19 protein-coding genes and 2 pseudogenes are annotated in these 21,092 nt (G+C 73.1%); 11 read left to right on the top strand and 10 right to left on the bottom strand.

The genetic code is table 11. From position 1 onward, the window contains the following. Window positions 1-29: 29 nt before the first annotated feature. From ACFWYM_RS00440 to ACFWYM_RS00455, 4 genes are all read right to left on the bottom strand, one after another. A complete protein-coding gene (locus ACFWYM_RS00440; protein ID WP_384828303.1) occupies window positions 30-353 on the bottom strand; it encodes a hypothetical protein in 324 nt (107 codons plus the stop codon). A 192-nt stretch (window positions 354-545) separates the two neighbouring features. Then, the gene (locus ACFWYM_RS00445) at window positions 546-1,301 is read right to left on the bottom strand and encodes a hypothetical protein (protein WP_384828305.1); all 756 of its coding nucleotides are present in this window, start codon (window positions 1,299-1,301) and stop codon (window positions 546-548) included. Next, window positions 1,298-1,897 (bottom strand): hypothetical protein, encoded by a 600-nt coding sequence (locus tag ACFWYM_RS00450; protein ID WP_384828306.1) that lies wholly within the window; start codon window positions 1,895-1,897, stop codon window positions 1,298-1,300. The genes ACFWYM_RS00445 and ACFWYM_RS00450 overlap by 4 nt, the downstream gene beginning before the upstream one ends. Window positions 1,898-1,987: 90 nt before the next feature. Next, window positions 1,988-2,545, bottom strand: coding sequence for an EF-hand domain-containing protein (locus ACFWYM_RS00455; RefSeq protein ID WP_384828308.1), 558 nt, complete (start codon window positions 2,543-2,545; stop codon window positions 1,988-1,990). 109 nt (window positions 2,546-2,654) lie between these two features. On the opposite strand from ACFWYM_RS00455, the gene cqsA reads away from it, so the two are divergent. Then, window positions 2,655-3,923, top strand: coding sequence for an alpha-hydroxyketone-type quorum-sensing autoinducer synthase (gene cqsA, locus ACFWYM_RS00460; RefSeq protein WP_384828310.1), 1,269 nt, complete (start codon window positions 2,655-2,657; stop codon window positions 3,921-3,923). A 64-nt stretch (window positions 3,924-3,987) separates the two neighbouring features. Here cqsA and ACFWYM_RS00465 read toward each other — a convergent pair. The 3 genes and pseudogenes from ACFWYM_RS00465 to ACFWYM_RS00475 form a co-directional block, all read right to left on the bottom strand. Beyond that, a pseudogene (locus tag ACFWYM_RS00465) lies at window positions 3,988-4,725 on the bottom strand (sensor histidine kinase); the annotation flags it as partial. Between the two features lie 26 nt (window positions 4,726-4,751). Next, window positions 4,752-4,979, bottom strand: a pseudogene (locus tag ACFWYM_RS00470) (D-alanyl-D-alanine carboxypeptidase); the annotation flags it as partial. A 438-nt stretch (window positions 4,980-5,417) separates the two neighbouring features. Then, window positions 5,418-6,116: a FadR/GntR family transcriptional regulator gene (locus tag ACFWYM_RS00475; protein ID WP_384828312.1), complete on the bottom strand. Its 699-nt coding sequence runs from the start codon at window positions 6,114-6,116 to the stop codon at window positions 5,418-5,420. 201 nt (window positions 6,117-6,317) lie between these two features. On the opposite strand from ACFWYM_RS00475, the gene ACFWYM_RS00480 reads away from it, so the two are divergent. Next, window positions 6,318-7,664, top strand: coding sequence for a CynX/NimT family MFS transporter (locus ACFWYM_RS00480; RefSeq protein ID WP_384828314.1), 1,347 nt, complete (start codon window positions 6,318-6,320; stop codon window positions 7,662-7,664). A gap of 100 nt (window positions 7,665-7,764) precedes the next feature. Here ACFWYM_RS00480 and ACFWYM_RS00485 read toward each other — a convergent pair whose 3' ends face one another. After that, on the bottom strand, window positions 7,765-8,925 hold the full coding sequence (locus ACFWYM_RS00485; RefSeq protein WP_384828316.1) for a glycerate kinase: 1,161 nt from the start codon (window positions 8,923-8,925) through the stop codon (window positions 7,765-7,767). Window positions 8,926-9,081: 156 nt separating this feature from the next. Here ACFWYM_RS00485 and ACFWYM_RS00490 point away from each other — a divergent pair, with 156 nt between their 5' ends. Beyond that, complete coding sequence (locus ACFWYM_RS00490; RefSeq protein WP_384828318.1) at window positions 9,082-10,821, top strand: BCCT family transporter; 1,740 nt, start codon at window positions 9,082-9,084, stop codon at window positions 10,819-10,821. A gap of 81 nt (window positions 10,822-10,902) precedes the next feature. Further along, window positions 10,903-12,006 (top strand): ADP-ribosylglycohydrolase family protein, encoded by a 1,104-nt coding sequence (locus tag ACFWYM_RS00495; protein ID WP_384828319.1) that lies wholly within the window; start codon window positions 10,903-10,905, stop codon window positions 12,004-12,006. A 219-nt stretch (window positions 12,007-12,225) separates the two neighbouring features. On the opposite strand, the gene ACFWYM_RS00500 is transcribed toward ACFWYM_RS00495, so the two are convergent. Beyond that, complete coding sequence (locus ACFWYM_RS00500) at window positions 12,226-12,396, bottom strand: hypothetical protein (protein WP_384828320.1); 171 nt, start codon at window positions 12,394-12,396, stop codon at window positions 12,226-12,228. 11 nt (window positions 12,397-12,407) lie between these two features. Beyond that, complete coding sequence (locus ACFWYM_RS00505; protein WP_384828322.1) at window positions 12,408-12,770, bottom strand: hypothetical protein; 363 nt, start codon at window positions 12,768-12,770, stop codon at window positions 12,408-12,410. 110 nt (window positions 12,771-12,880) lie between these two features. Between ACFWYM_RS00505 and ACFWYM_RS00510 the strand changes: the two genes are divergently transcribed. The 7 genes from ACFWYM_RS00510 to ACFWYM_RS00540 all read left to right on the top strand — a co-directional run bounded on the left by ACFWYM_RS00510 (window position 12,881) and on the right by ACFWYM_RS00540 (window position 20,882). Beyond that, window positions 12,881-15,088 (top strand): WD40 repeat domain-containing protein, encoded by a 2,208-nt coding sequence (locus ACFWYM_RS00510; RefSeq protein WP_384828324.1) that lies wholly within the window; start codon window positions 12,881-12,883, stop codon window positions 15,086-15,088. Window positions 15,089-15,180: 92 nt separating this feature from the next. Beyond that, window positions 15,181-15,609 (top strand): DUF2089 domain-containing protein, encoded by a 429-nt coding sequence (locus ACFWYM_RS00515; RefSeq protein ID WP_384828326.1) that lies wholly within the window; start codon window positions 15,181-15,183, stop codon window positions 15,607-15,609. Beyond that, complete coding sequence (locus tag ACFWYM_RS00520) at window positions 15,606-15,866, top strand: hypothetical protein (protein WP_384828328.1); 261 nt, start codon at window positions 15,606-15,608, stop codon at window positions 15,864-15,866. The genes ACFWYM_RS00515 and ACFWYM_RS00520 overlap by 4 nt, the downstream gene beginning before the upstream one ends. Window positions 15,867-15,980: 114 nt before the next feature. Beyond that, window positions 15,981-16,412 carry a hypothetical protein gene (locus ACFWYM_RS00525; RefSeq protein WP_384828329.1) on the top strand — a complete coding sequence of 144 codons (432 nt, stop codon included), beginning with the start codon at window positions 15,981-15,983 and terminating at the stop codon, window positions 16,410-16,412. Between the two features lie 512 nt (window positions 16,413-16,924). Beyond that, window positions 16,925-17,422 (top strand): CU044_2847 family protein, encoded by a 498-nt coding sequence (locus ACFWYM_RS00530; protein WP_384828331.1) that lies wholly within the window; start codon window positions 16,925-16,927, stop codon window positions 17,420-17,422. A gap of 2 nt (window positions 17,423-17,424) precedes the next feature. Next, window positions 17,425-19,821 (top strand): trypsin-like peptidase domain-containing protein, encoded by a 2,397-nt coding sequence (locus tag ACFWYM_RS00535; RefSeq protein ID WP_384828333.1) that lies wholly within the window; start codon window positions 17,425-17,427, stop codon window positions 19,819-19,821. Continuing rightward, complete coding sequence (locus tag ACFWYM_RS00540) at window positions 19,818-20,882, top strand: AAA family ATPase (protein ID WP_384828335.1); 1,065 nt, start codon at window positions 19,818-19,820, stop codon at window positions 20,880-20,882. The genes ACFWYM_RS00535 and ACFWYM_RS00540 overlap by 4 nt, the downstream gene beginning before the upstream one ends. Window positions 20,883-21,092 lie beyond the last annotated feature (210 nt).

Genomic DNA, 21,092 nt, shown 5'->3' on the forward strand with positions numbered 1-21,092 from the left:
GCGTCGACCAGCCGCGGTCACCGCCCGCTTCAGCCCCGCGTGGAAGCCGGGACGCCGTCCTTGGGCATCGACTTCGGGTGCGTGATGTGTCCGGACGCGTCCGTGGCGATGAGGCCGCCCACGCCCTCCTTGCCGTCCTGGGGCGAGGTCGCCTGCTTGAGGGCCGGGACGCCGCCCTTCGGCATCGACTTCGGGTGGGTGACGTGACCGGCGGAGTCGACGGCGACGTACGGGGACCGGGTGTCGTGACCACTGCCCTGGTCCGCCGCGAACGCCGCCGACGGGGCGGCGATCGCGGCACCCAGGGCGCCCACGGTGGCCACGGTCAGCACGGTGCGGCGGGTCCTGCTCATTCCTCGAAGGCTCTTCATTTCTCTTCTCCTTTGTCGGCCGAGAGTTCTGGGATTCCCCGGGATTCCGGATGATTTCCCGGGGTCGGCTTCTCGACTGACCCCACCGTCACACGGGGCGGCTTGAGGCCGGCTGAATCAGCTGAACACCGGCTGAAGAAGGCGGCAGGAGAACGCACCGGAATGCGCAATGCCTCACGTACTGATCAGCTCCTGAAAGGCGCTCGCCGAGTCCGTCACCGAGCGGCCGAAGGGTTCGTCGAAGTTCCAGACGAGGAACAGCAGGAAGGCGATGAGGGCGCTGAAGGTCCCGGCGAGCAGCAACTCCCGTGCCGAGCGCCGGATCTGCAGCGTGAAGATCAGGCCGACCGTCACGACCGCGCCCGCCACGAGGCCGAACCAGACCACTCCGGGCAGCGTCGCCTCCGCGTTGTCGGCGCGGGCCCTGCGGGCCTCGTCGGCGGCGGCCACCTGGTCGAGCAGGGGCTGGTAGGTCTGCGCCTCGACGTCGTTGGCCGGCGCGCGGCGCGCGATGTCCGTGCGCAGGTCGTCGAGGAGCCGGGTGCCCTGGTCGGTGAGTTCGTGGTGCTCGATCATGCGCGGCCACTCGACGGCCGCCACATGCCGCGAGTAGCGCTCCACGTCGCCGCGGATCCGCTCGGCGATGTCCGGGGGGTAGACCTGGGCGCGCTCGCTGATCTCGTGCAGGGCCTGGGCCTCCTGTCGTACGCCGTCCTCGGCCGCGCCGCGCGCCTCCCAGACTCCGGCGATGGCGAGACCGAGGACGATCGCGTAGACCACGCCGACCATCATCACCATGTACTCGATGACGTCGGGCGTCTCGGCGGTGTCCTCGTCCTCGGGGACGCGCCGGTGGCGGACGAGGGTGACGATCAGAACGACCGCGCAGGCCAGCCCCATGGCGACAGCGAGTACGAGCCATTCCGTCACGAGGTTCCTCCGGTGGTGGATCGGGAGCGGGAAGGGGTGCCGGCCCGCGAGCGCGAGCGCGGCCGGAGCAGGGCGGCGGCGAGGACCGCCGGGGTGGTGACGACCATCGTCGTGGTGACCACGGAACGCCCGCCCGCACGTTCCCGGTCGGCCGGGGCGCGGTAGTGCGGAAGGTCGGGGCCGGGCGGCGGGGGCGGGGGCGGGGTCGACGGCCGCCGCTTCGGGGGGTGCGGGGCCGTCTCCAGGCGTACGGGGATGAGGAGTTCGCGGACGCGGGGCGGTGTCGGGGGGTGCGGCGCCGGAGGGCGCGGGGGCTTCGGACGGTCCGGGGGCGGGGCCGGCCGGGCGGGCGGTTCCGGCGGGGGCGCCCGCCGTGGGGCCGGGCTCGGCGCCGGTGCGGGCGGGGGCGGGGACACCTGTGCCGGTGGCGTCCGCACCACCACCTCGGCACCCAGCGGCTCCTCCTCCCCGCACACCTCCACCCACCCCGCCAGCTCCACGCCGAGCGCCTCCACGTGTGCGGCGACGGTCGCCCCTCCCACCGGGCACAGGGTCACGACGACGCCGAGCCCCCCGATCTGCGCCCACCCGGCCACGCACCTCTCCCCTTCCTCGTCCGCTGCTTCCTCTGTCCGCTGCTTCCTCTGTCCTCCGCCTCGTCCGGCGCCCCTCGGCCGGTGGGGCGGTCAGAAGGGACCGAACAGCCAATTCCCGGGCGCCTGCGGGTCGTTGCTCGTGTAGTACTCCTCGGTGGCGAGGCGGATCTCGTCGCGGTCGAGGGTGCCGTTGCCGTCGCGGTCGAGGGCCTTGAAGGCGAGGATGAGCGCATCGGGCGAGGCGCCGAGCGTCCGGGTGTACATCGTCAGGAACTCGTCCCGGTCGATGACTCCGTTGCCGTCGGCGTCGCAGATGTCCATCCACGCGTCGACCATGGCGCCGAGCCGCGTCAGGTGCCCCTCGCGGTCGTTGGCGGCCGCCTTGCGCATGCCGTCGAGGAACTCCTGCCGGTCGACCAGGCCATTGCCGTCGGCGTCCATGGAGAGCAGGTCGGTGTCCCACAGGACGCGGAAAGCTTCCTTCAAACGAATGATCTTTGCTGCGTCCCCGGTCATGGCGAAGGCGGCGGCGAGCCGGTCGGCGAGCGTCAGCAGATCCGCCTCCACCAGGGCGCCGTCCCCATCCGTGTCCAGCATCGCGAAGGCCCGCAGCAGCTTCCGGCCGAGGACGTCATCGGCTCCGTGCATGGTCGGCTCCCATCGGTTCGTGCGGGACGCGCTCGGGACGCCCCAGTGATCACGTACAGGAGAAACGATCACGCTTCTGCTTTGATACGGGCCAGCCATCGCCCATCTGATGGATCTTCAACACCCGTGTTCCACAAGGGAAACCGCACGGAACGCCACACGGAAAGCCGCAAGGAAGACGATGCCCAGCACCACCCCCCTGCCCGCCGCCGTCCTCGACCGCATGACCCGCCACACGAACCGGCTGAACGACGACTGGAAGGGCCGGCACATCTTCGAGGGAGCGGTGCCGGGCCCCGGGGCGGTCCTTCTCTCCAGCAACGACTACCTCGGCCTCGCCAGGGAGCCCCGCATCCTCAAGGTCATGGCCGACACCTTGACCTCCGAGGGCAACAGCACCCTCATGTCGGGGGCCTACCTCAGAGGCACACATCCCCAACTGCGCCTGGAGAACGACCTCGCAGGCCACCTGCGGGCCGCCGGGGGCATCCTGTGCCAGTCCGGCTGGGCGGCCAACACCGGCCTGCTGCAGGCGGTCGCGGCCCCGGGCACCCCCACGTACATCGACGTGCTCGCGCACATGTCGCTGTGGGAAGGGGCGCGCCTTGCCGGTGCCGAGCCGCACCGGTTCCGGCACAACGACCCGGCCCAGCTGCGCCGCCGCATCGCCGCGTCCGGGCCCGGCGTGATCCTCGTCGACTCCGTCTACAGCACCGACGGCAGCGTGTGCCCGCTGCCCGAGATCGCCGCGGCCGCCCAGGAGACGGGCTGTCTCCTGGTGGTCGACGAGTCGCACGCCCTGGGCACCCACGGCACGCTCGGCGAGGGGCTGGTGTCCGGCCTCGGCCTCGAGGACCAGGTGCACTTCCGCACCGCGAGCCTGTCCAAGGCGTTCGCGGGCCGGGCGGGCCTGATCGCCTGCTGCGACCGGGAGTTCGTCGACTACTACAAGCTCGCGGCTTACCCGGCGATCTTCAGCTCCGCGCTGCAGCCGCACGACGTCGCGGGCCTCGCCGAGACGCTCTGCGTGGTGCGCGAGGCAGGACGGCGCCGTGACCGCCTGGCGGCCCTCTCCTCGTACGTACGCGCAGAGTTGACCGCCGCGGGCGTCGGTGTCGGCGGCTCACGGAGCCAGATCATCGCGCTGGAAGGCGGCTCCGACCTGCGGACCATGGAGCTGCGGGACGCCCTGGAGCGACAGGGAGTCTTCGGCTCCGTCTTCTGCCCGCCCGCGACGCCGCGCGCCCGGTCCCTGGTGCGGCTCTCCCTGCACGCCGGGCTCTCGGACGCGGAGGTGGAGCGTGTGGTGGAGGTGTGCCGGGGGGTGCGGGGGTTGTTGCGGCGCCCGGGGCCCCCGGGCGGTGGCGGCGCGGCCTGATCGGTACGGCCCGGCGGAGGGGCCTCATCGGTACGGACGGGCAGCCCCAGGAGCCCGCCGGTGTCTACACCGCCTTGTGGTGCGGCAGTTGCAGGGTGGCTGTGGCGCCGTGCGGGGTGGTGTTCGTGAGGGTGAGGCCGGCGTTGATGACGTGGGCCTGGCCGAAGGCGATGGTCAGGCCGAGGCCGTGACCGCGGCCGCGTTCGGCGGTGCCGGTGCGGAAGCGCTGGGGGCCGTGGGCGAGGAGGTCCTGGGGGAAGCCGGGGCCGTGGTCGCGTACCACGACGGTGTCGGTGTCGACGGTGACCTCGACGGGACGTGCGCCGTGGCGGTGCGCGTTGAGGACCAGGTTCGTGATGATCCGGTCGAGGCGGCGGGGGTCGGTCTGCACGACGGGATCGCCGGTGATGGTGATGCGGGTGTCGAGGCCGGTGCGGCGTACGGATTCCGTCACCAGCTCGCCCAGGGGCACCTGTTGGGCATCGGCCCGCTCGGCGCCCGCGTCGAGGCGGGCGATCTCCAGCAGGTCGTCGACCAGGGCGTGCAGGACCCGCACCCGGTCGCGTACGAGGTCGGTGGCCTCGCTCTCGGGCAGCAGCGAGGCGGCGGCCACGAGGCCGGTGAGCGGGGTGCGCAGTTCGTGGGCGACGTCGGCGGTGAAGCGCTGTTCGCTGCGCAGGCGTTCCTGGAGGGCGTCGGCCATGTGGTCCACGGCCGAGGAGATCTCGCCGATCTCGTCGTGGCGGCGGCTGCCCGTGCGCACGTCGAGTTCGTGCGGTCCATCCCCAGCCCGCGGGCGGCGTCGTTCATCTTGGCGGTGAACGCCTCCTGGCTTCCCGCGTCCCAACGGGCCAGCAGCCGGGCGATGTTGTTGCCGGACGGAAGCAGCAGCAGCTCCAGCAGCCGGCGTTCGGTGAACCGCTGGCCCGCACGGACCGGGGCCGAGGACTCGTCGGGCGAGTACGCCTCCTGCTCCGCCGCGGCGTCGACCGCGATCCGCGGCCCCTGCTCGCCGCCCTTGAGCGGGTGTTCCTTGAGGATCACGTACGCGGTCATCACCTTGGCGACGCTCGCGATCGGCACCGGCTTCTGCCCGCCCGAACTGCCCAGCGTGCCCACCCCGTCGAGCGCGATGCTCGCCTCGCCCTCCCGTGGCCAGGACAGGTCCAAGCGCTTCGCGACGGCGGACTGCCCGGACACGACAGAGGTGCCGTCCGTCCCCTGCCCGGTGAACCCGGCCCAGCCGCCCACCCCGACGACGGCCAGCACCGCGGCCGCCCCACAGACCACCCGGCCCCGGGCCCAGCGCCCCCGTGCCCGATGCCCCTGCGGCGGCCGGCCCGCCGCGGCCGCACGTATCCGATCGACGTTCACCGGGAATTCCACCTCTCCACGCCCAGGACCACACGGCGTGAGCCGCGTATGCCCGCAAGCCTGGGAGCGGGCCGCATCCGCCCGATCAGGGGCTCGTATCCAGCAGCCCGCGGATGTGTGTCATCCAGGTATCGGAGGGGGCTGGCTCCGGGTTCGGTCGAGGGCCGCCTGTGCGTCGCGGGTGTGGGCCCAGGCGGCCCGTTCGGCGGCCTCGGGGTCGCGGCGGGCGATCGCGTCGGCGAGGTCGTCGTGGGTGCCGCTGCCGAGGACTTCGCCGGGCCACCCGACGGACAGCGACTCGATGCTGTGCCGGACGGCCTGGGCGATGCTCTCGTAGAGGTCGACCATGAGCGGATTGCCGCTGGCGGCCACCACGGCCCGGTGGAAGTCGAGGTCGCGGTCGATGAACTCGGGCCCAACGCCATCGGGGTCCGTCTCCAGCGCCCTGCGGCGGGCCAGCAGCGCGGACAGGATGCGGGCCAGGTCCTCCTCGCCCCGGTTGACGGCGGCCACGGCGGCCGCCTCCCGCTCCAGCGAGAGCCGCACCTGCAGGACGTGACTCAGCTCGGCGTGGCGCAGGCGCCGTTGGAGCGCGGCGTTCAGGTCGCTGGTCGCCCGCACATAGGTCCCGTCGCCCCGGCGGGCCTCGAGCAGCCCGGTGTGGCAGAGCGCGCGGACCGCCTCGCGCACGGTGTTGCGGCCGACGCCGAGGGACTCCACCAGTCGGCCCTCGGCGGGGATCTTCTCGCCGAGGGGCCAGGAGCCGCTCTCGATGGCCTGTTGAATCCGCTCGATGGTCTGCTGCACCAGCGTCGTCACGCACAGCCTCTTTCGTGTCCACGAAGGGTATGTCTGGGATCCTACCTTTCACAAACATCCCATATCTATGTCGCCATATGCCCACTATCTGGCTATCATGGACGAGAATCCCTGAACAGGAGCCGACTTTTCGGCCACAAATATGGGAGCTATCCCCGAATCCCCAAGCATCCGCAGTGACGGACGAGTGAGGTGAGCGACGTGCAGACAGTGACCTGTGAGATCCGGCAGGAGGCCCGTATCGGCAGGGGCCAGGAGACCCGTACCGGCAAGGACACCCGTATCGGCAAGGACAGGGGTCTCTTCGTACTGGCCGTCGGTGTGCTCCTCATCGGCGCCAACCTCCGGCCCGGCGTCGTGGCGGTCTCGCCCGAGCTGGCCGCGATCCGGGCCGGCACGGGGCTGAGCGCCTCGGCCGCCGGGCTCCTGACCACGCTGCCGATCCTGTGCTTCGGCCTCCTCGCCCCGCTGGCCGCGCGCCTGGCCCGCCGCATCGGCCGGGAGCGGGCGCTGGGCACGATGATGGCGCTGCTCACCGCGGGCATCGCCATCCGGCTGCTGCCCGGCCTGGTGACGCTCTTCGCCGGGACGATCGTGCTCAGCGCGGCCCTGGCGCTGTCCAACGTGCTGGTGCCCAGCGTGATCAAGCACCACTTCGACCACCGCGTCGGCCTGATGATGGGCCTGTACTCGGTCGCCCTGTTCTCCGGCGCCGCGCTCGCCGCCGGAGTGACCCTGCCGCTGGGTGACGCCCTGGGCCTGGGCTGGCGCGGGGCCGTCGGCCTGTGGGCGCTCTTCTCCGCGCTCGCCTTCGTGCTGTGGCTGCCGCAGATGCGCCGCGCACCGGCCGCCGAAGCCCCGGCGGCTCCCGTCGCGGTCTCGCCGCAGACCCTGGACGAGGTGGATACGGCGGACGCGGACGACAACCCCGCGGACCGGCGGAAGCTGCGGCACTCGCGGCTGGCCTGGCAGGTCACGCTGTTCATGGGTCTGCAGTCGCTCGTGTACTACGCCTGCGTCGCCTGGATCCCAGGAGTTCTCACCAGCCACGGCATGGGCGAGTCCAAAGCGGGCTTCCTGCTCTCCCTCATGAACCTCGTCGGCATCACGGGATCACTCACCTTCACCGCCCTGGTCCGCCGCACCCGCAACCAAGTGCCCTTCGCCGTCTGCGGCTCGCTGCTGTTCGGCTGCTCCCTCGTCGGGCTCGCCCTCGCCCCGGTCGGCGGGGCCTACCTCTGGATGCTGCTGCAGGGGCTCGGCGGCGGCCTGCTGATCAGCACCGCGCTCGCGGTCATCGTGCTGCGCAGCCCCGACAGCACGCGGGCGGCCGAGATGTCCGGCATGGCGCAGGGCTTCGGCTACCTCCTCGCCGCGGCCGGCCCCTTCCTCGTCGGCGTGCTGCACGACGCGACGGGACAGTGGACGCTGCCGCTGCTCCTCCTGGCCGCGCTCTGCGTCCCCATGACCCTGCTCGGGATCGGGGCGGGCCGCAACCGCCGGCTCGACGACCCCGCGAGCGCGGCCTCGACCGCGACCGCACGCTGACTCCGCCCCCGCCCGGCGGGGCAAGTCGACGAAGGCCGCCACCCCTTGGCCCGGGGTGGCGGCCTTCGTGTTCTGCCGCGGGTTGCCGGAGATCTCCCCGTCAGACGAGGAAGTCCCGCGCGATGCGCTCCGCCACGTCCTCCAGGATCGGGCCCGCCTCGGCGATGCAGCGGGCCACATCCGGCTCCACCTCCGTGAGGGCGTACGCGCGGCGGATGCCCGCGCGGCCGAGCGCCTCGGCGGGCAGGGCGAGGCGGCCGCAGACCGCGACGACCTCGATGCCCGCGGCGCGCGCCGCCGCGGCGACGCCCGCGGGGGCCTTGCCGTGCAGGGTCTGCTCGTCGAGGGAGCCCTCGCCCGTGATCACGAGGGTGGCCTTCTTCAGGGCCGGGGCGAAGCCGAGGACGTCGAGCATGACGTCGATGCCGGGGCGGAAGCTCGCGCCGAGGCCGACGAGGGCGCCGTAGCCGATGCCGCCGGCCGCGCCCGCGCCCGGGGACTCCGCGTACTGGGCGGCCTTCGGGACCCCGGAGTCGGCGAGGACCCGGGCGAAGTGGGCGAGGGCGGCGTCCAGCGTCGCCACGTCCTCGGGGGTGGCGCCCTTCTGCGGGCCGTAGACGGCGGGGGCGCCCTTCGGGCCGGTCAGGGGGTTGTCGACGTCGCTGGCCAGGACGATGTCGACGTCCTTCAGGCGGGCGTCGAGGCCGGACAGGTCGGCCGTCGCCACGTCGCGCAGCGGGCCGCCGCCGGGGGCGACCGGCTCGCCGTCGGCGTCCAGGAAGCGGGCGCCGAGCGCGGCGAGCATGCCCGCGCCGCCGTCCGTCGTCGCGCTGCCGCCCACGCCGAAGACGATGGTGCGCGCACCCGCCTCGATCGCGGCCAGGAGCAGCTCGCCGGAGCCGTACGTGGTGGCCGTGAGGGGCGCGAAGACGCCCTCGGGCAGGAGCTGGAGGCCCGACGCCTCGGCCATCTCCACCACGGCGGTGCCGTCGCGCAGCGCGTACGCCGCCGTGACCTCGGTGCCGAGCGGGCCCGTGACCCGGACCTCGCGGCGCTCGAAGCCGCCCGCGAGGGCCGCCGCGACCGTGCCGTCGCCGCCGTCGGCCACCGGCAGCGCCTCGATGGCCACCTGGGGGGCCACCCGGCGGAGCCCGGCCGTCACCCGCTCCGCGACCTGCACGGCCGTGAGCGATCCCTTGAACTTGTCCGCGGCGATGAGCACATGCCCAGCCGTCGCCGCCGTCGCTGCAGCGTCCGCCACCTTGGTTCCCCTTGCTTTCCGGGCCTTGCTCGCGTCAAGGCAGTCGCGCCGCTGCGACCTTAACCGCACGAGGGGCCGCCTGCCCATGGCCGACCTCACGGAGGGACGGCGTGCCCGCACGTCAAATCACCCTTTACCGCACCATAGTGGGGCGTCATGAGCACGGAAATGATCGATCAGCCCCGTCCCGACGACGGCCCGCCGGGCTCCGGGGACCCGGCGGGCGGTGATCTCAACGGGTCCCCCGACTACGCGGTCGTCTCCATCGGGGTCGCCGCCGTCCTCGCGGTGGTGGCCTGGGCGGCGCTCGGCAAGAAGTCCTTCGACAGCGCGTCGAGCTCCGCACTCGCCTGGGTCCTGGACAACTTCGCCTGGCTCTTCGTGATCGCGGCGGACACCTTCCTGGTCCTCTGCCTGGTCCTCGCCTTCAGCCGGTTCGGGCGGATCCGGCTCGGCGCGGACGACGCCGAACCGGAGTTCACGAACCTCGCGTGGATCGCGATGATGTTCAGCGCCGGAATGGGCATCGGCCTGATGTTCTACGGGGTCGGGGAGCCGCTCACGCACTATCTGAACCCGCCCCCGTCCAGCGGCGCCGAACCCCGCACCGGAGGGGCCGCCCGCACGGCCCTGGAGTACTCGTTCTTCCACTGGACGCTCACCCCGTGGGCGATCTACGGCATCGCGGGCCTGGCCCTCGCGTACGCGGTGTTCCGCAAGGGCCGCGGCAACCGGCTCAGCTCGGTGTTCGTGCCGCTCATCGGCGAGCGGCGGGCGGCCGGGTGGCCGGGGCGGTTCATCGACCTGCTCGCCGTCTTCGCGACCGTCTTCGGCACCGCGACCAGCCTCGGCGTCGGCGCGCTCCAGGTCGCCACGGGCCTCCACCTCACCACCGGCGTCAAGGACTCGACGACCCTCGAACTCATCATCATCGCCTCGCTCGGCGCAGCCTTCGTCGTCTCCGCGTTCTCCGGGGTGCACCGGGGCGTGAAGTGGCTGAGCACGCTCAACCTCGCGCTCGCCGCGCTCATGATGCTGTTCGTCTTCGTCCTCGGACCGACCGTCTACATCCTGGACGCGATCCCCGCGAGCCTCGGCGGCTACCTCCACCAGCTGCTCCCCATGGCCTCGCGCACCGGCGCCTTCACCGACAGCTCCTGGCTCGGCGACTGGACGATCTTCTACTGGGCGTGGTGGCTGTCCTGGGCGCCGTTCGTCGGCACGTTCATCGCGCGCATCTCGAAGGGCCGCACGATCCGCGAGTTCCTCGTCGGCGTGCTCCTGGTGCCGAGCGGCGCCACCATCGTCTGGTTCTGCGTCATGGGCGGTACGGGCATCCGCCTGGACGCCACCGGGAAGATCGACATGGCCGAGAAGGCCAAGGAGGGCGCGGAGGCGTCGCTGTTCGCGATGCTCGACGGTCTGCCCCTGTCGACGGTGACCTCCTGGGTGGCGATGATCCTGGTGATGACGTACTTCGTCACCAGTGCCGACTCCGCTTCCCTGGTGATGGGCTCGCTCACCAGCCGCGGCTCCCTGCACCCGCCGACCTGGCTGGTGGTCATCTGGGGTGTGCTGATGGCGGCGGTCGCGGCGGTGCTCCTGGTCGCGGGCGGCCTCAACTCGCTGCAGAGCGCGACGATCCTGGTGGCCCTGCCGTTCGTCGTGGTGATGCTGCTGCTGTGCTGGGCGCTCCTGAAGGAGCTGCGCGTGGACCCGGGCGCGGGCCCGCCCCGGCACGCGGCGCTGCACGGGCTGCGGGACGCGGTGCGCACGATGGTCGGCGACGCCATCACCGGGCAGGGCTTCCCGGTGCGCCACCACCGGCTGCGACGGGTCGTCAACTCCCGTAGTCAGGACGAGGATTCAGGGGGCCAGGGAGGGAGTCAGGGATAGCGGGCCGGGGACGGGCCGACCGGAAGTCGGGGATGGCCGGATCGTGGAGTCAGGGACGAGCCGACGAGGTAGACCAGACACATGACCGCACTCGATGATTCCGGGCTCGACGGCTCCGGGCTCGACCGCTCCGAGCTCGGCGACCGTGTCCTCGGCGGCTGGCTCGGCCGGATCGCGGGCAACATGCTCGGGAAGCCGGTCGAGCGCGGCGACTTCTGGACGCGGGCGCGCATCGACCGCTACCTGCGCGCGGCCGACGCCCTCCCCCTCACCGACTATCTGCCCGAACCCGCCTCCCCCGGGGACGAGTCGGCACTCCGCCCCGAGTGGCGCCGGTGCGTGCGCGGCCGCGTGCACGGCAGTTGCCGTGACGACGACGTGGACTACTCGATCCTCGGCCTGCACCTCCTGGAGACGCACGGCTTCGAGTTCACCACCGAACAGGTCGGTGAACTCTGGCTGTTGCGGCTGCCCTACCTCCAGACCTTCACGGCGGAGCGCGCCGCCTACCGGAACCTCGCGAGCGGCCTCAAGCCCCCGCTCACCGCCACGTACGACAATCCCTACCAGGAGTGGATCGGCGCCCTCATCCGCGCCGACGTCTTCGGCTGGACCTCCCCCGGCGCCCCGCGCCGCGCCGCCGCCCTCGCCCGCCGCGACGCCGTGCTCTCGCACACGGGCAACGGCGTCTACGGCGCGATGTGGGCGGCGGCCCTGGTCTCGGCGGCCTTCACCGCGCCCTCGCCGCGCGCCGCCCTGGACGCCTCGCTCACGGTGTTCCCCGCGAGCAGCCGACTGGCCCGTACGGTGCGCCACGCCATGTCGCTGCACGAGGCGGGGCTCAGCTGGGAGGAGTCCCTCGACACCCTCGGGGAGGAGACGGCGGGGCTCGGCTGGATCCACACGGTGCCGAACGCGGCGGTCCTGACGGCCGGACTCCTGTACGGCGAGGGCGACTTCACCCGCACGATCGCCCTCACGGTCCGCGGCGGCCTGGACACCGACTCCAACGGCGCGACGGCGGGGTCCGTCGCGGGCGTGCTGTGCGGGGCGGCGGCGATCCCGGCGCGGTGGCGGGAGCCGCTGGAGGACCGGGTGAGCAGTGCGGTGTTCGGTTTCGACGGGGCGCGGATCTCCGAACTGGCCGCCCGGACAGTGGAGTTGGCGCGGCCGGGATCCGGGTAGGGCCCGCCGCGCCGGACAGCGCCCCGAGGTCTGTCCGCCGGTCCGGGTGACCACGGTCTCGCACAGGGTGCGCAGATCGCGGGCGGCATCGCGCTCCGAGTTGCCCGTCGTGCGGCGCCGGTCGCCACGGGCAGTCGCGGACGGGGGCGGGCGTACCGCTCGGTGACGGGCACGGGGCACTCGGGCTGGTCGATGAGCCGGGCTCTGTGCAGGAGTTGGTCAAGGGTCGAGGTCACCAGGGTGCCCCTCCCGGGCGGTGCGGTCGGGGCAGAGGCGGGAGAACAGGTTGCGCCGGGCGCGCCGGGCCGTGGAGCGGACGGAGGCGAGCGAGAGGCCGAGCACGTCGGCCGTCACCGTCTCGGACTGCCCGCGCAGGTGGAGCAGGACCATGGCCTTCGCCGTCACTCGGGCTCGGACGGCGAGGGTGCCCAGGCGAAGGCGGGATCGTAGGCGTCCGTGTCCAGTGGGAGCGGTCCGCGGGCTCGTTCCAGGGACCGGCGCAGCGTTGCCGCGGCCACCCACGCGACGGTCTCCGAGCCATGTCCTGCGCGCTGTTCCACGTGCTTCGCCGCGCCCCTCGCCTCGTCGATGACGTCCTGGACCCCGACGAACGCGCGCCCGGACCGGGCCGTCTGCGCCTCGACCAGGGCCCTGACGACGACGTGGTGCGCCGCGTGGGACAGCCACGGCTCCAGGTCGGCCAGGTATCCGCGCCAGGCCCGGCGCTGTCGCCGCTCTTGAAGTGCTCGCCTGAAATGCCTCACCACTGCCCGCCTCCCTCCGGTCGGGGTGAGACGCAGGTGGCCGGCCTGTGGTTCTCGCCGCCCTGGGTAGCCTCGGCGCTGCCGGTCGGAAATCGAGAAGGGGGACGGAAGTGTCGTACGGCACAAGGGTGTTGTGGGCTGCTGGTCCGCGCCGTGACGAGGTGGCGGAGCTCGACGGCGGGGCCCAGGCGGTGGGGGCGGTGTGCGCGCTGCCGCTGCCCGGCGGGGTGCGGCTGGCCGGGGGGACGGAGGACGGTCGGATACGGGTCTGGGATCCGGTCAGCGGCGCGGAGACCCTCGTACTGGGTGGGCCGGGGGCCGCCGTGTTCGCCCTGTGCGCCGTGACCGTGGACGGGGAGGTGCTGCTTGCCGCCGGCGGGGCCGAGGGGGCCGTCGGCGCCGTGCAGGTGTGGAATCCGCTGAGCGGCGAGCGGTCGCGCACGCTGACCGGGCACAGCGGTCGGCTGGTGAACGGGCTGTGCGCGGTGCCGTTCGGGGATCACACGCTGCTGGCGAGCGGTGGCGACGACGGGACCGTGCGGCTGTGGGATCCGGGCAGCGGCCGCCAGGTGCGGGTCCTCGGCATCGGCACCGAACCGTTCGACGGCTCCCACCCGGTCCGCGGGCTCTGTGCGTTCGCCCTGGAGGGTGCGACCGTGCTGGCCGCAGGCGGCGACGACGGGACGATCCGGCTGTGGGACGCGGCCACCGGCCGGTTGGTGCACGCGTTCGCCGGGCGGCCCGACACGACGCGGGGAAAGACATGTGTGCTGTACGCGCCGGGCCATGCCCCCGTCGGCATTCCGGGGCACACCGGGCCGGTGTACACGCTGTGCGCGCTGTCGCTGGGCGGGCGCACCGTGCTGGTCAGCGGTGGGAGCGACGGCAAGGTGCGGGTGTGGGACCCCGCCACCGGTGAGCTGGTGCGCGCGTTCGACGGTGGTGCGGGGCTGACCTTCGGCGTGTGCCCGGTGGAGGCGGGTGGGCGCACGCTGCTGGCCGCCGTCGGGGGCGGCGACTACGGGCTGCGGCTGTGGGACGTGGGCAGCGGTGAGCCGGTGCGCACCTTGCGGGGGCACACCGGGCCGGTCTGGGGCGGCGTCTGTGCGCTGCCGCTGCCCGGCCGGACCCTGCTCGCCAGCGGGGGCGGGAAGTTCGACGGCATGGTGCGGCTGTGGGATCCGGCGGCGGAGCCGTCGCCCCGGTCCACCGACCTGCGCGAGTCGTTGGACACGGTGTGCGCGGTACCGCTCGGCGGCGACCGGACCCTGGTGGCGACGGGGAGCACCAATGGAGCGGTCCGCCTGTGGGACGCGGAACTCGGCACTCGTACGGACGTGGTGGACCGCAACGAAGTGGATTTCACCCAGCGTTGGGTCAGCGGGGTCTGCGCCGTGCCCGTCGGGGGCCGTCGGCTCCTCGCCGCCGTCAGCCACAACGGCACCATCCGCCTGCACGACCCCGCCACGGGCCAGGACACCCGGCTCATCGGGTACGCGCATACGGATGCGGTCGGGACGTACGCCGTGACGGCCGAAGGGGAGCTCGTCTCCGAGGAGTTCACCGCGGTGTGCCCGGTGCCGGCGGACGGGCGGCACCTGTTGGCCACCTGTGGTGAGCGGTTCGGTGAGCACGTCGCGAACGTACGGCTCTGGGACCCGGCGACCGGCGAACACGTGCGCACCGTCGCCCGGCACAAGGGCAAGCTCCGCACGCTGTGCGCGCTTCCCCTGCCGGGGGACGCACGGCCGGGCAGCGCTCCGCCGGACGGGACTTCGCCGGACGGGACTTCGCCGGGCCGCGCCCTGCTGGCCGGTGCCGGCTGGGACCCGTATGTCTGGCTGTGGGACACCGGGTCGGACGACCGGCCCCGTGAACTGCTGGGCCACCGCGGCTGGGTCAACGCGCTGTGCGCCGTGCCGCCGGGCGGCGACGGGCGGACCCTGCTGGCCAGCGGCAGCCACGATGGCACGGTGCGGCTGTGGGATCCCGGCACCGGAGCGGCCGAGCAGGTGCTGGGAGGCCATCAGGACTGGGTCACGGGGCTGTGCGTCCTCCCGCTCGGCGGCGGGCGCACGCTGCTGGCCAGCGGCAGCAAGGACCGTACGGTGCGCCTGTGGGGCAGAGGAGAACGGGCGACGGGGGCGGAACAGGATGCGCATGCGAATGCGGGCGCGGATGTGGGCGCGGAGACGGAGGCGTTCCGGTGCCTGGCGGTGATCCCCGTCCGCTCCCCCGTGAGCGCGCTCGCGGCCGCGGATCACCGCCTCTTCGTCACCACGTCGGCCGGGCTGCTCAGCCTCGCCCTCGACGACTGATGGAGCCATCATGGCGAGCGAAGAAGACTTTCAAGATCCAATTAATAATCTTGAAGTCTGCGCGTTGACGCCTCAAAAATCTCAAGCTACAAATGAATCGTGAGGGAGTCGCCGAGCGCAGGGAGCCAAGGGTGGAGTGGCAGGAGCTGACAGACCTGACCCAGGGGCAGCCGTTCGTGGTCGAGCGGGTCCGGCTCGTCGACAGCGGCATCGCGGTGGAGGGGCAGTTCGAGCCGCCGCAGCTGGCGCAGCTCGGCGTGGACGACCAGGTGTTCGTCGCCGCGTTCGTACGGTCGCACGGCTCGATCAAGGAGATGGAGCGGATCTTCGGGGTGAGCTACCCGACGATCAAGTCCCGGCTCAAGCGGATCGCCGAGCGCATCGACTTCGCCGACGCCGTCGAGACCATCGAGACCGTCGACACCGGTCCGGCGCCCACGAGCGCCGACGTCATCGACCGTCTGCAGCGCGGCGAGATCAGCGCCCAGGAGGCGCTCACCGAACTGGAGAAGTCCCGGTGATCCCACAGCTGGTGACGGTGCGTTATCGACGCACCGACGGGCGTCGGCGACGCGTGTTCGTCCCGGTCGTGCCGGTGCTGCTGGTGCTGTCGCCGCTGCTGCTGCTCGCCCTGCTGGCCGGACTGGTCGCGTGCGTCGTCTTCCGCATGAGCCCGGTGGGACCGCTGCGGGGTGTGTGGCTCCTGGCGTGGGCGCTGCCCGGCACGCGGTTCGAGATCGAGCAGGGGCCGTGGGCGCTGCTGGTCAGCGTCAGATGAGCCAGTGAGTGAGTCAGCCGGCCAGACGGACCGACGGACCGACGGGCCTACGGGCAGATGGGCCGGCAGCCGGACAGAGACATTCAAGGGAATCAGAAGGGCCAGGGAACATCCATGAGCGAGCAGCGTCGCCAGATCCTGAACATGCTGTCCGAGGGCAAGATCACCGCGGATGAGGCCGAGCGGCTCATCGACGCCGTCGAGCGTGACCAGCCCGGGCCCCAGCCCCCGGCCGGTGCCGCGCCCCGCCCGAAGGGGCGGCCCAAGTACCTGCGGGTGCTGGTGAGTTCGGACGACGATCCCGAAGGGCCGACCCGCATCAACGTCCAGGTGCCGCTGCAGCTGCTGCGCGCCGGTGTCCGCCTCACCACCCTCGTCCCGCCGCAGGCGCTCACCAAGGCCAACGCGGAGCTGAGCAGGTCGGGGATGCCGATCGACCTCACCGAGCTCAAGCCGCAGCACCTGGAGGAGCTCATCGACCACCTCGACGAGGTCACGATCGACGTCGACGACCCCACGAGCAAGGTCAAGATCTTCTGCGAGTGACAGGCGTGACCGGGCATCTCCACCGGCCGGGCGCCGCATCCGTTCCGCGTCGCACGCCACCTCGACCCACGCAACCGGTCCACGCACACGTGGCCCGGAGCCAGACGGGGGAACTGGCTCCGGGCCACAACTGTGAGCGTAGTTGGGGTGAGGGGAGCACGAACCTTCCGGGTGGCCGGTTTTCTTCCCCTGCCGCGGCGGCCGCTCGGCGACGCGCGTGCTGTGCCCGGCACGGGCGGTGACCGGCTCGTGCCCCGTGCTCCTGGGCCGGGGACGACGAACCGCCCCGGCCGCACCCCGGCGACCGCGACCAGGTGAGAGGCTGAATTCCCGTTCCGTGACCGCCTGTCCGGTGAGTGGAGGAAGCGGCGTGATTTCGATTCCGCCGGCGGCGGAGGGCTACCTGCCGTGTGTCCTGAGTGCCGCCGCCGCGGCTCGCGACGAGTGCGAGCGGCGTCGGAGTTGAGGGCAAACCTGTGCGCCCGACCGCATGTGATCGGCACAATGAGGTCATGCCGGAGTACATCGAACTCGACCTGGCCGGAGCCGCGTTGCGGGTGCGGCTCGCGGATGTCGGAGATGCCGCGGACGTCGGGGACACAGCCGTCGACACCGCGGTCGTCGACACCGCGTCCGACGCCGAGTGCGGCTCGGGGCTGCCCGGGGAGTTCGGCTCGCCGGAGCCCGTCTCCACCGGAGGCGGCCGCCGCACCGCCGCCCTCGCCGCGGGCGCCCTGCGCGCGACCCTCGCCCCGCTCGGCCCGCTCCTCGACGAGGTGCACGCGGCCGTCGCGGGCGCCGCGCACCCGCCCGAGGAGTTCACCGTCGGCTTCGGCATCGAGGTCGGCAAGGACCTGAAGCTCGGCATCGTCGGGCTCAAGGGGTCCGCGACGATGACGGTGTCCGCGACCTGGCGCGGTGACGGTACGGGGACCAGTACGGGGACCGGTACGGGCACCCGTACGAGCACAGGCACAGGGACCGGTTCGCAGCGGGGACCGCAGGAGTAGGCATGGGCTGGTTCCACCGGGGCGGCGGGGCGCCTCCGGTCGTCGCCGTCCTCGACCGGGGCGGCCAACAGGCCGTGGGCGCCGCCGCGTTGATCTCCCCGCGGCGCGTCCTCACCTGCGCCCACGTCGTCAACGACGCGCTGGGGTTACCCCTGTTGAGCGAGACACAGCCGGGCCCGGAGAGCGAACCGCTGCACGTCGGCTTCGCGCGGCGCACCGTATGCGTCGGCGCGCGCGTCGAGGTGTGGGTGCCGCCGCAGCGGACCGGGCCCGGGGCCTGGCAGGGCGATCTGTGCGTCCTCTCCCTCGCCGAGCCCGCGCCCGACGGGGCACGGCCCGTCGTGTGGACCGACATGGCCGAGGGGCAGCCGCTGCGGGCCTGGCACGGCTGCGGCGACCCGATCACGTTCGCGGACGCCACCCTGAAGCTGCTGGACGGTCATCTCGGGTACTTGGACGGGGTGTTGGCGGGCGCCGCCATCGGGCCGGGATTCAGCGGCGGCCCCCTGTGGACGCCCTCCGGTGACAGCGTCGCCGGGCTCGTCGTGGGGCAGCTGGGGCAGTCGGCGCGGTCCTCGTCCGGAAGTGCGGGCTTCGCCGGGCATCCGGGGCAGACACTGCGGCGCACCTGGGCGCTGTCCTGGCAGGCGGTGCGGGATCAGTTGTACGCGGCCGGGGCGGGCGCCGTCGTCGCGGACTGCCGGACGGCGCTGCCCCACCCCGGGCCCGGCCCGGGCACAGTCGGCGGCCCGGGCACGAGCGGTGGCCCAGGCACGGTCGGCGGCCCGGGCACGGTCGGCGGCACACACCCCTCGTACGACCCGCTGCGCGCCGAACTCACCCTGCTGCTCGGCGCGTTGCTCGCCAACCCCTTCGAGCGGGCCCGGCACGCGCAGCGGCTCGCCGCGCAGCTGGGCATCGCCGTGCCGCAGGACGGCTCGGCGCCCGCCGTCGAGGAGCTGGCCGACGTGCTGCTCTCCCGGCCGCGCGCACTGCCCACGCTCAGCGAGACCCTGGCCGCCTCCGGCCCGTACGGGGCGCGGCCCGAGCAGCTGACCGCGCTGCTCGGTCTGGGGCGTCGCGTCGAGGGGGCGGGGCTGCTCTCGCATGACGAATACGCCTTCCTGTACGCGCAGTTGGGGCAGGTCGTCGTCGCCGACGCAACGCTGCCGCCGCGCGCCGCCCAGGAGGCGCTGCGCTATCTGCCGCTGCCGTCCGCGCTGTGCACGGCCCGCCTGGAGGAGGCACGGATCGGGCCCGCGATCGAGGGGCTCGAGGCGTACCACCAGGACGGGGGCACGGTTCCGGAGGGAACGCCGTTCGTGCCCGCGATCGTGCACGCCGTCGAGTTCGTCGCCGCCGCTGCCGAGGGGCCCGCCGGGCGGGCGCTGCGTTCCTGGAGCGACCGGGTGTGCGAGCGGCTCGGCGTGCACCCCGTCGCCCGCGACCAGCGGCGTGCCGACGCCGCGCACTGGGCGGGTTCACGTGCGGCGCCGGTGACCCGGCTGCTGGTCCAGCTCACCCGCGTCGGCCCGCACGCCGGTCCCGGCCCGCACACCGGGCCCGACCTACGCACCGGGTCCGACCCACGCACCGGGTCCGCCGCGCGCTTCCGGTGCCGGCTGTGGCAGCGGCACGCCGACGGTTCGGCGCACCGCCTGGAGACCGGCCCCGGAGACACTCCCCTCACCCCGGAGGAGGTGGCCACGGTCATCCGCGAGGGCGCCGAGCGCTCCGTCGGCGACGGCCAAGTCCCTTCCGTGGACGTGCAGGTGGACCGCGACGGGCTGCACCTGCCCATCGACGAGTGGGACGCGGGCAGCCCCAACCCGTTCGTGCCGGGCCTCCCGCTCGGCGTCTCGTTCCCGCTCACGCTGCGCTGCCCGGAGATGACGGGCTACGTGCCCGACCGCACCAAGTGGCAGGAACACCGCTGGTCCGACGGGCACGGGCGGCTCCTCGTCATCGACGAGCACCTCACCGACAAGCGGAAGGTCGCCACGAAGCTCTCGGGCGAGAGCGGCAGCCGCATCAACCAGGTCGTCCTGCACGGGCCACCCGAACTCCGCGCCCAGTTCCTGGAGTTGTGCCTCGCCCTCGGCGTGCCCGTCGTCCTGTGGGACCGCGAGGCCGAGGGCCACGAACACGCGCATCGCCTCACTCCCCTCACCCCTACGGGCGCTCCGCATCAACTGCCGGAGCGAGTACGGGAGTTCAGGGCCCAGTCGCTGGACCGCGCCGACCTCGTGGCGCGCCCCTCCCTCGTATGGGAGGACCCCATGGGGACCGTGGGGGAAGAACTCGGCCGCGTACGGCTGACGGACCCCGACGAAGCGGCCCCCCATGAACCCGAACCCCACCCCCACCCTCACCCTCACCAAGGAGCAGCCCTCTCATGACAGATCAGCGCGGACCCGCACCGGCGGCGGGCGACTGGCGGCTGTTCCGCGGGGACGGCGAGGCCCGGCGCGTGGCGTTCCCCGAGGCGCCGCCCTGGCGCCGCTTCACGCCCGCGGCGGACGGGGTGCGCAGGCCGCGCCCGTATCTCATCGGCAGCGCCGAGTCGGAGGTGGTGAACGCGGCGCTGCTGCTGCGCCGCCCCCTCCTGGTGACCGGCCACCCCGGCACCGGCAAGTCGTCCCTCGCCCACGCCGTCGCCCATGAGCTGACCCTCGGCCGCGTCCTGACCTGGCCGGTCAACAGCCGCTCGACGCTGCGTGAGGCGCTGTACGGGTACGACGCGATCGGGCGGCTGCGGGAGTCGAACCTGGGGCGGGAGCGGGAGGGAGCCGACCCCGCCGTCTCCACCGCCGCCTCCACCGCCGCCTCTCCCTCCACCTCTCTTTCCGCCTCTCCTTCCACCTCCCCCACGCCTGCGGGCGGTGTGGGCGGCGACATCGGCTCGTACGTCCGACTGGGACCGCTCGGCACCGCCCTCGTGCCCGGCGACCGGCCCCGCGTACTGCTCGTCGACGAACTCGACAAGGGGGATGTGGATCTGCCGAACGACCTCCTGACGGTGTTCGAGGAGGGCGAGTTCGAGATTCCCGAGCTGGCGCGGCTGCCGGAGGAGCAGTCCGAGGTGCATGTGCTGACGGCCGATCCGGAGGTGCGGGCGCCGGTCACGCGGGGGCGGGTGCGCTGCTCCGAGTTCCCGGTCGTGGTCATCACCAGCAACGGGGAGCGGGAGTTCCCGCCCGCGTTCCTGCGCCGGTGCGTCCGCCTCGACCTGGCCGAACCGGACGAGGCCCGGCTGCGCGACATCATCGAGGCGCATCTCGGTGACGAGTCCCTGGCCGGCGTCGACGATCTGCTGGCCGCGTTCCTGGGGCGCAGGGCTCCGGGCGAGCTGGCCACCGACCAGCTCCTGAACGCGGTGTTCCTGCGCAAGGGCGGGCTCGACCTGCCCGCGGGGCCGCTGCTGGACGCGGTGCTGCACCGGCTGGGCGGGACGGTCTAGGGGTGGGGGCGCCGCCGCCGGAGGGGCCGGATGCGTCGGAGCCCTCGGAGATGCCTGAGCCGTCGGAGACGCCGGGCTCGCCCGAGGGGGCGAGGGGGACGAGGGGGACGAGGGGCGACGCCGAGGACTCTGAGGACCGGCTCGATCCGCCGGGCGAGGGCTCGCCAGACGAGGCTGCCCGCGAAGACGCGTCCGGCGAGTCCGGTGCGC

Source organism: Streptomyces sp. NPDC059009, from assembly GCF_042740175.1.
Taxonomy (GTDB): domain Bacteria; phylum Actinomycetota; class Actinomycetes; order Streptomycetales; family Streptomycetaceae; genus Streptomyces.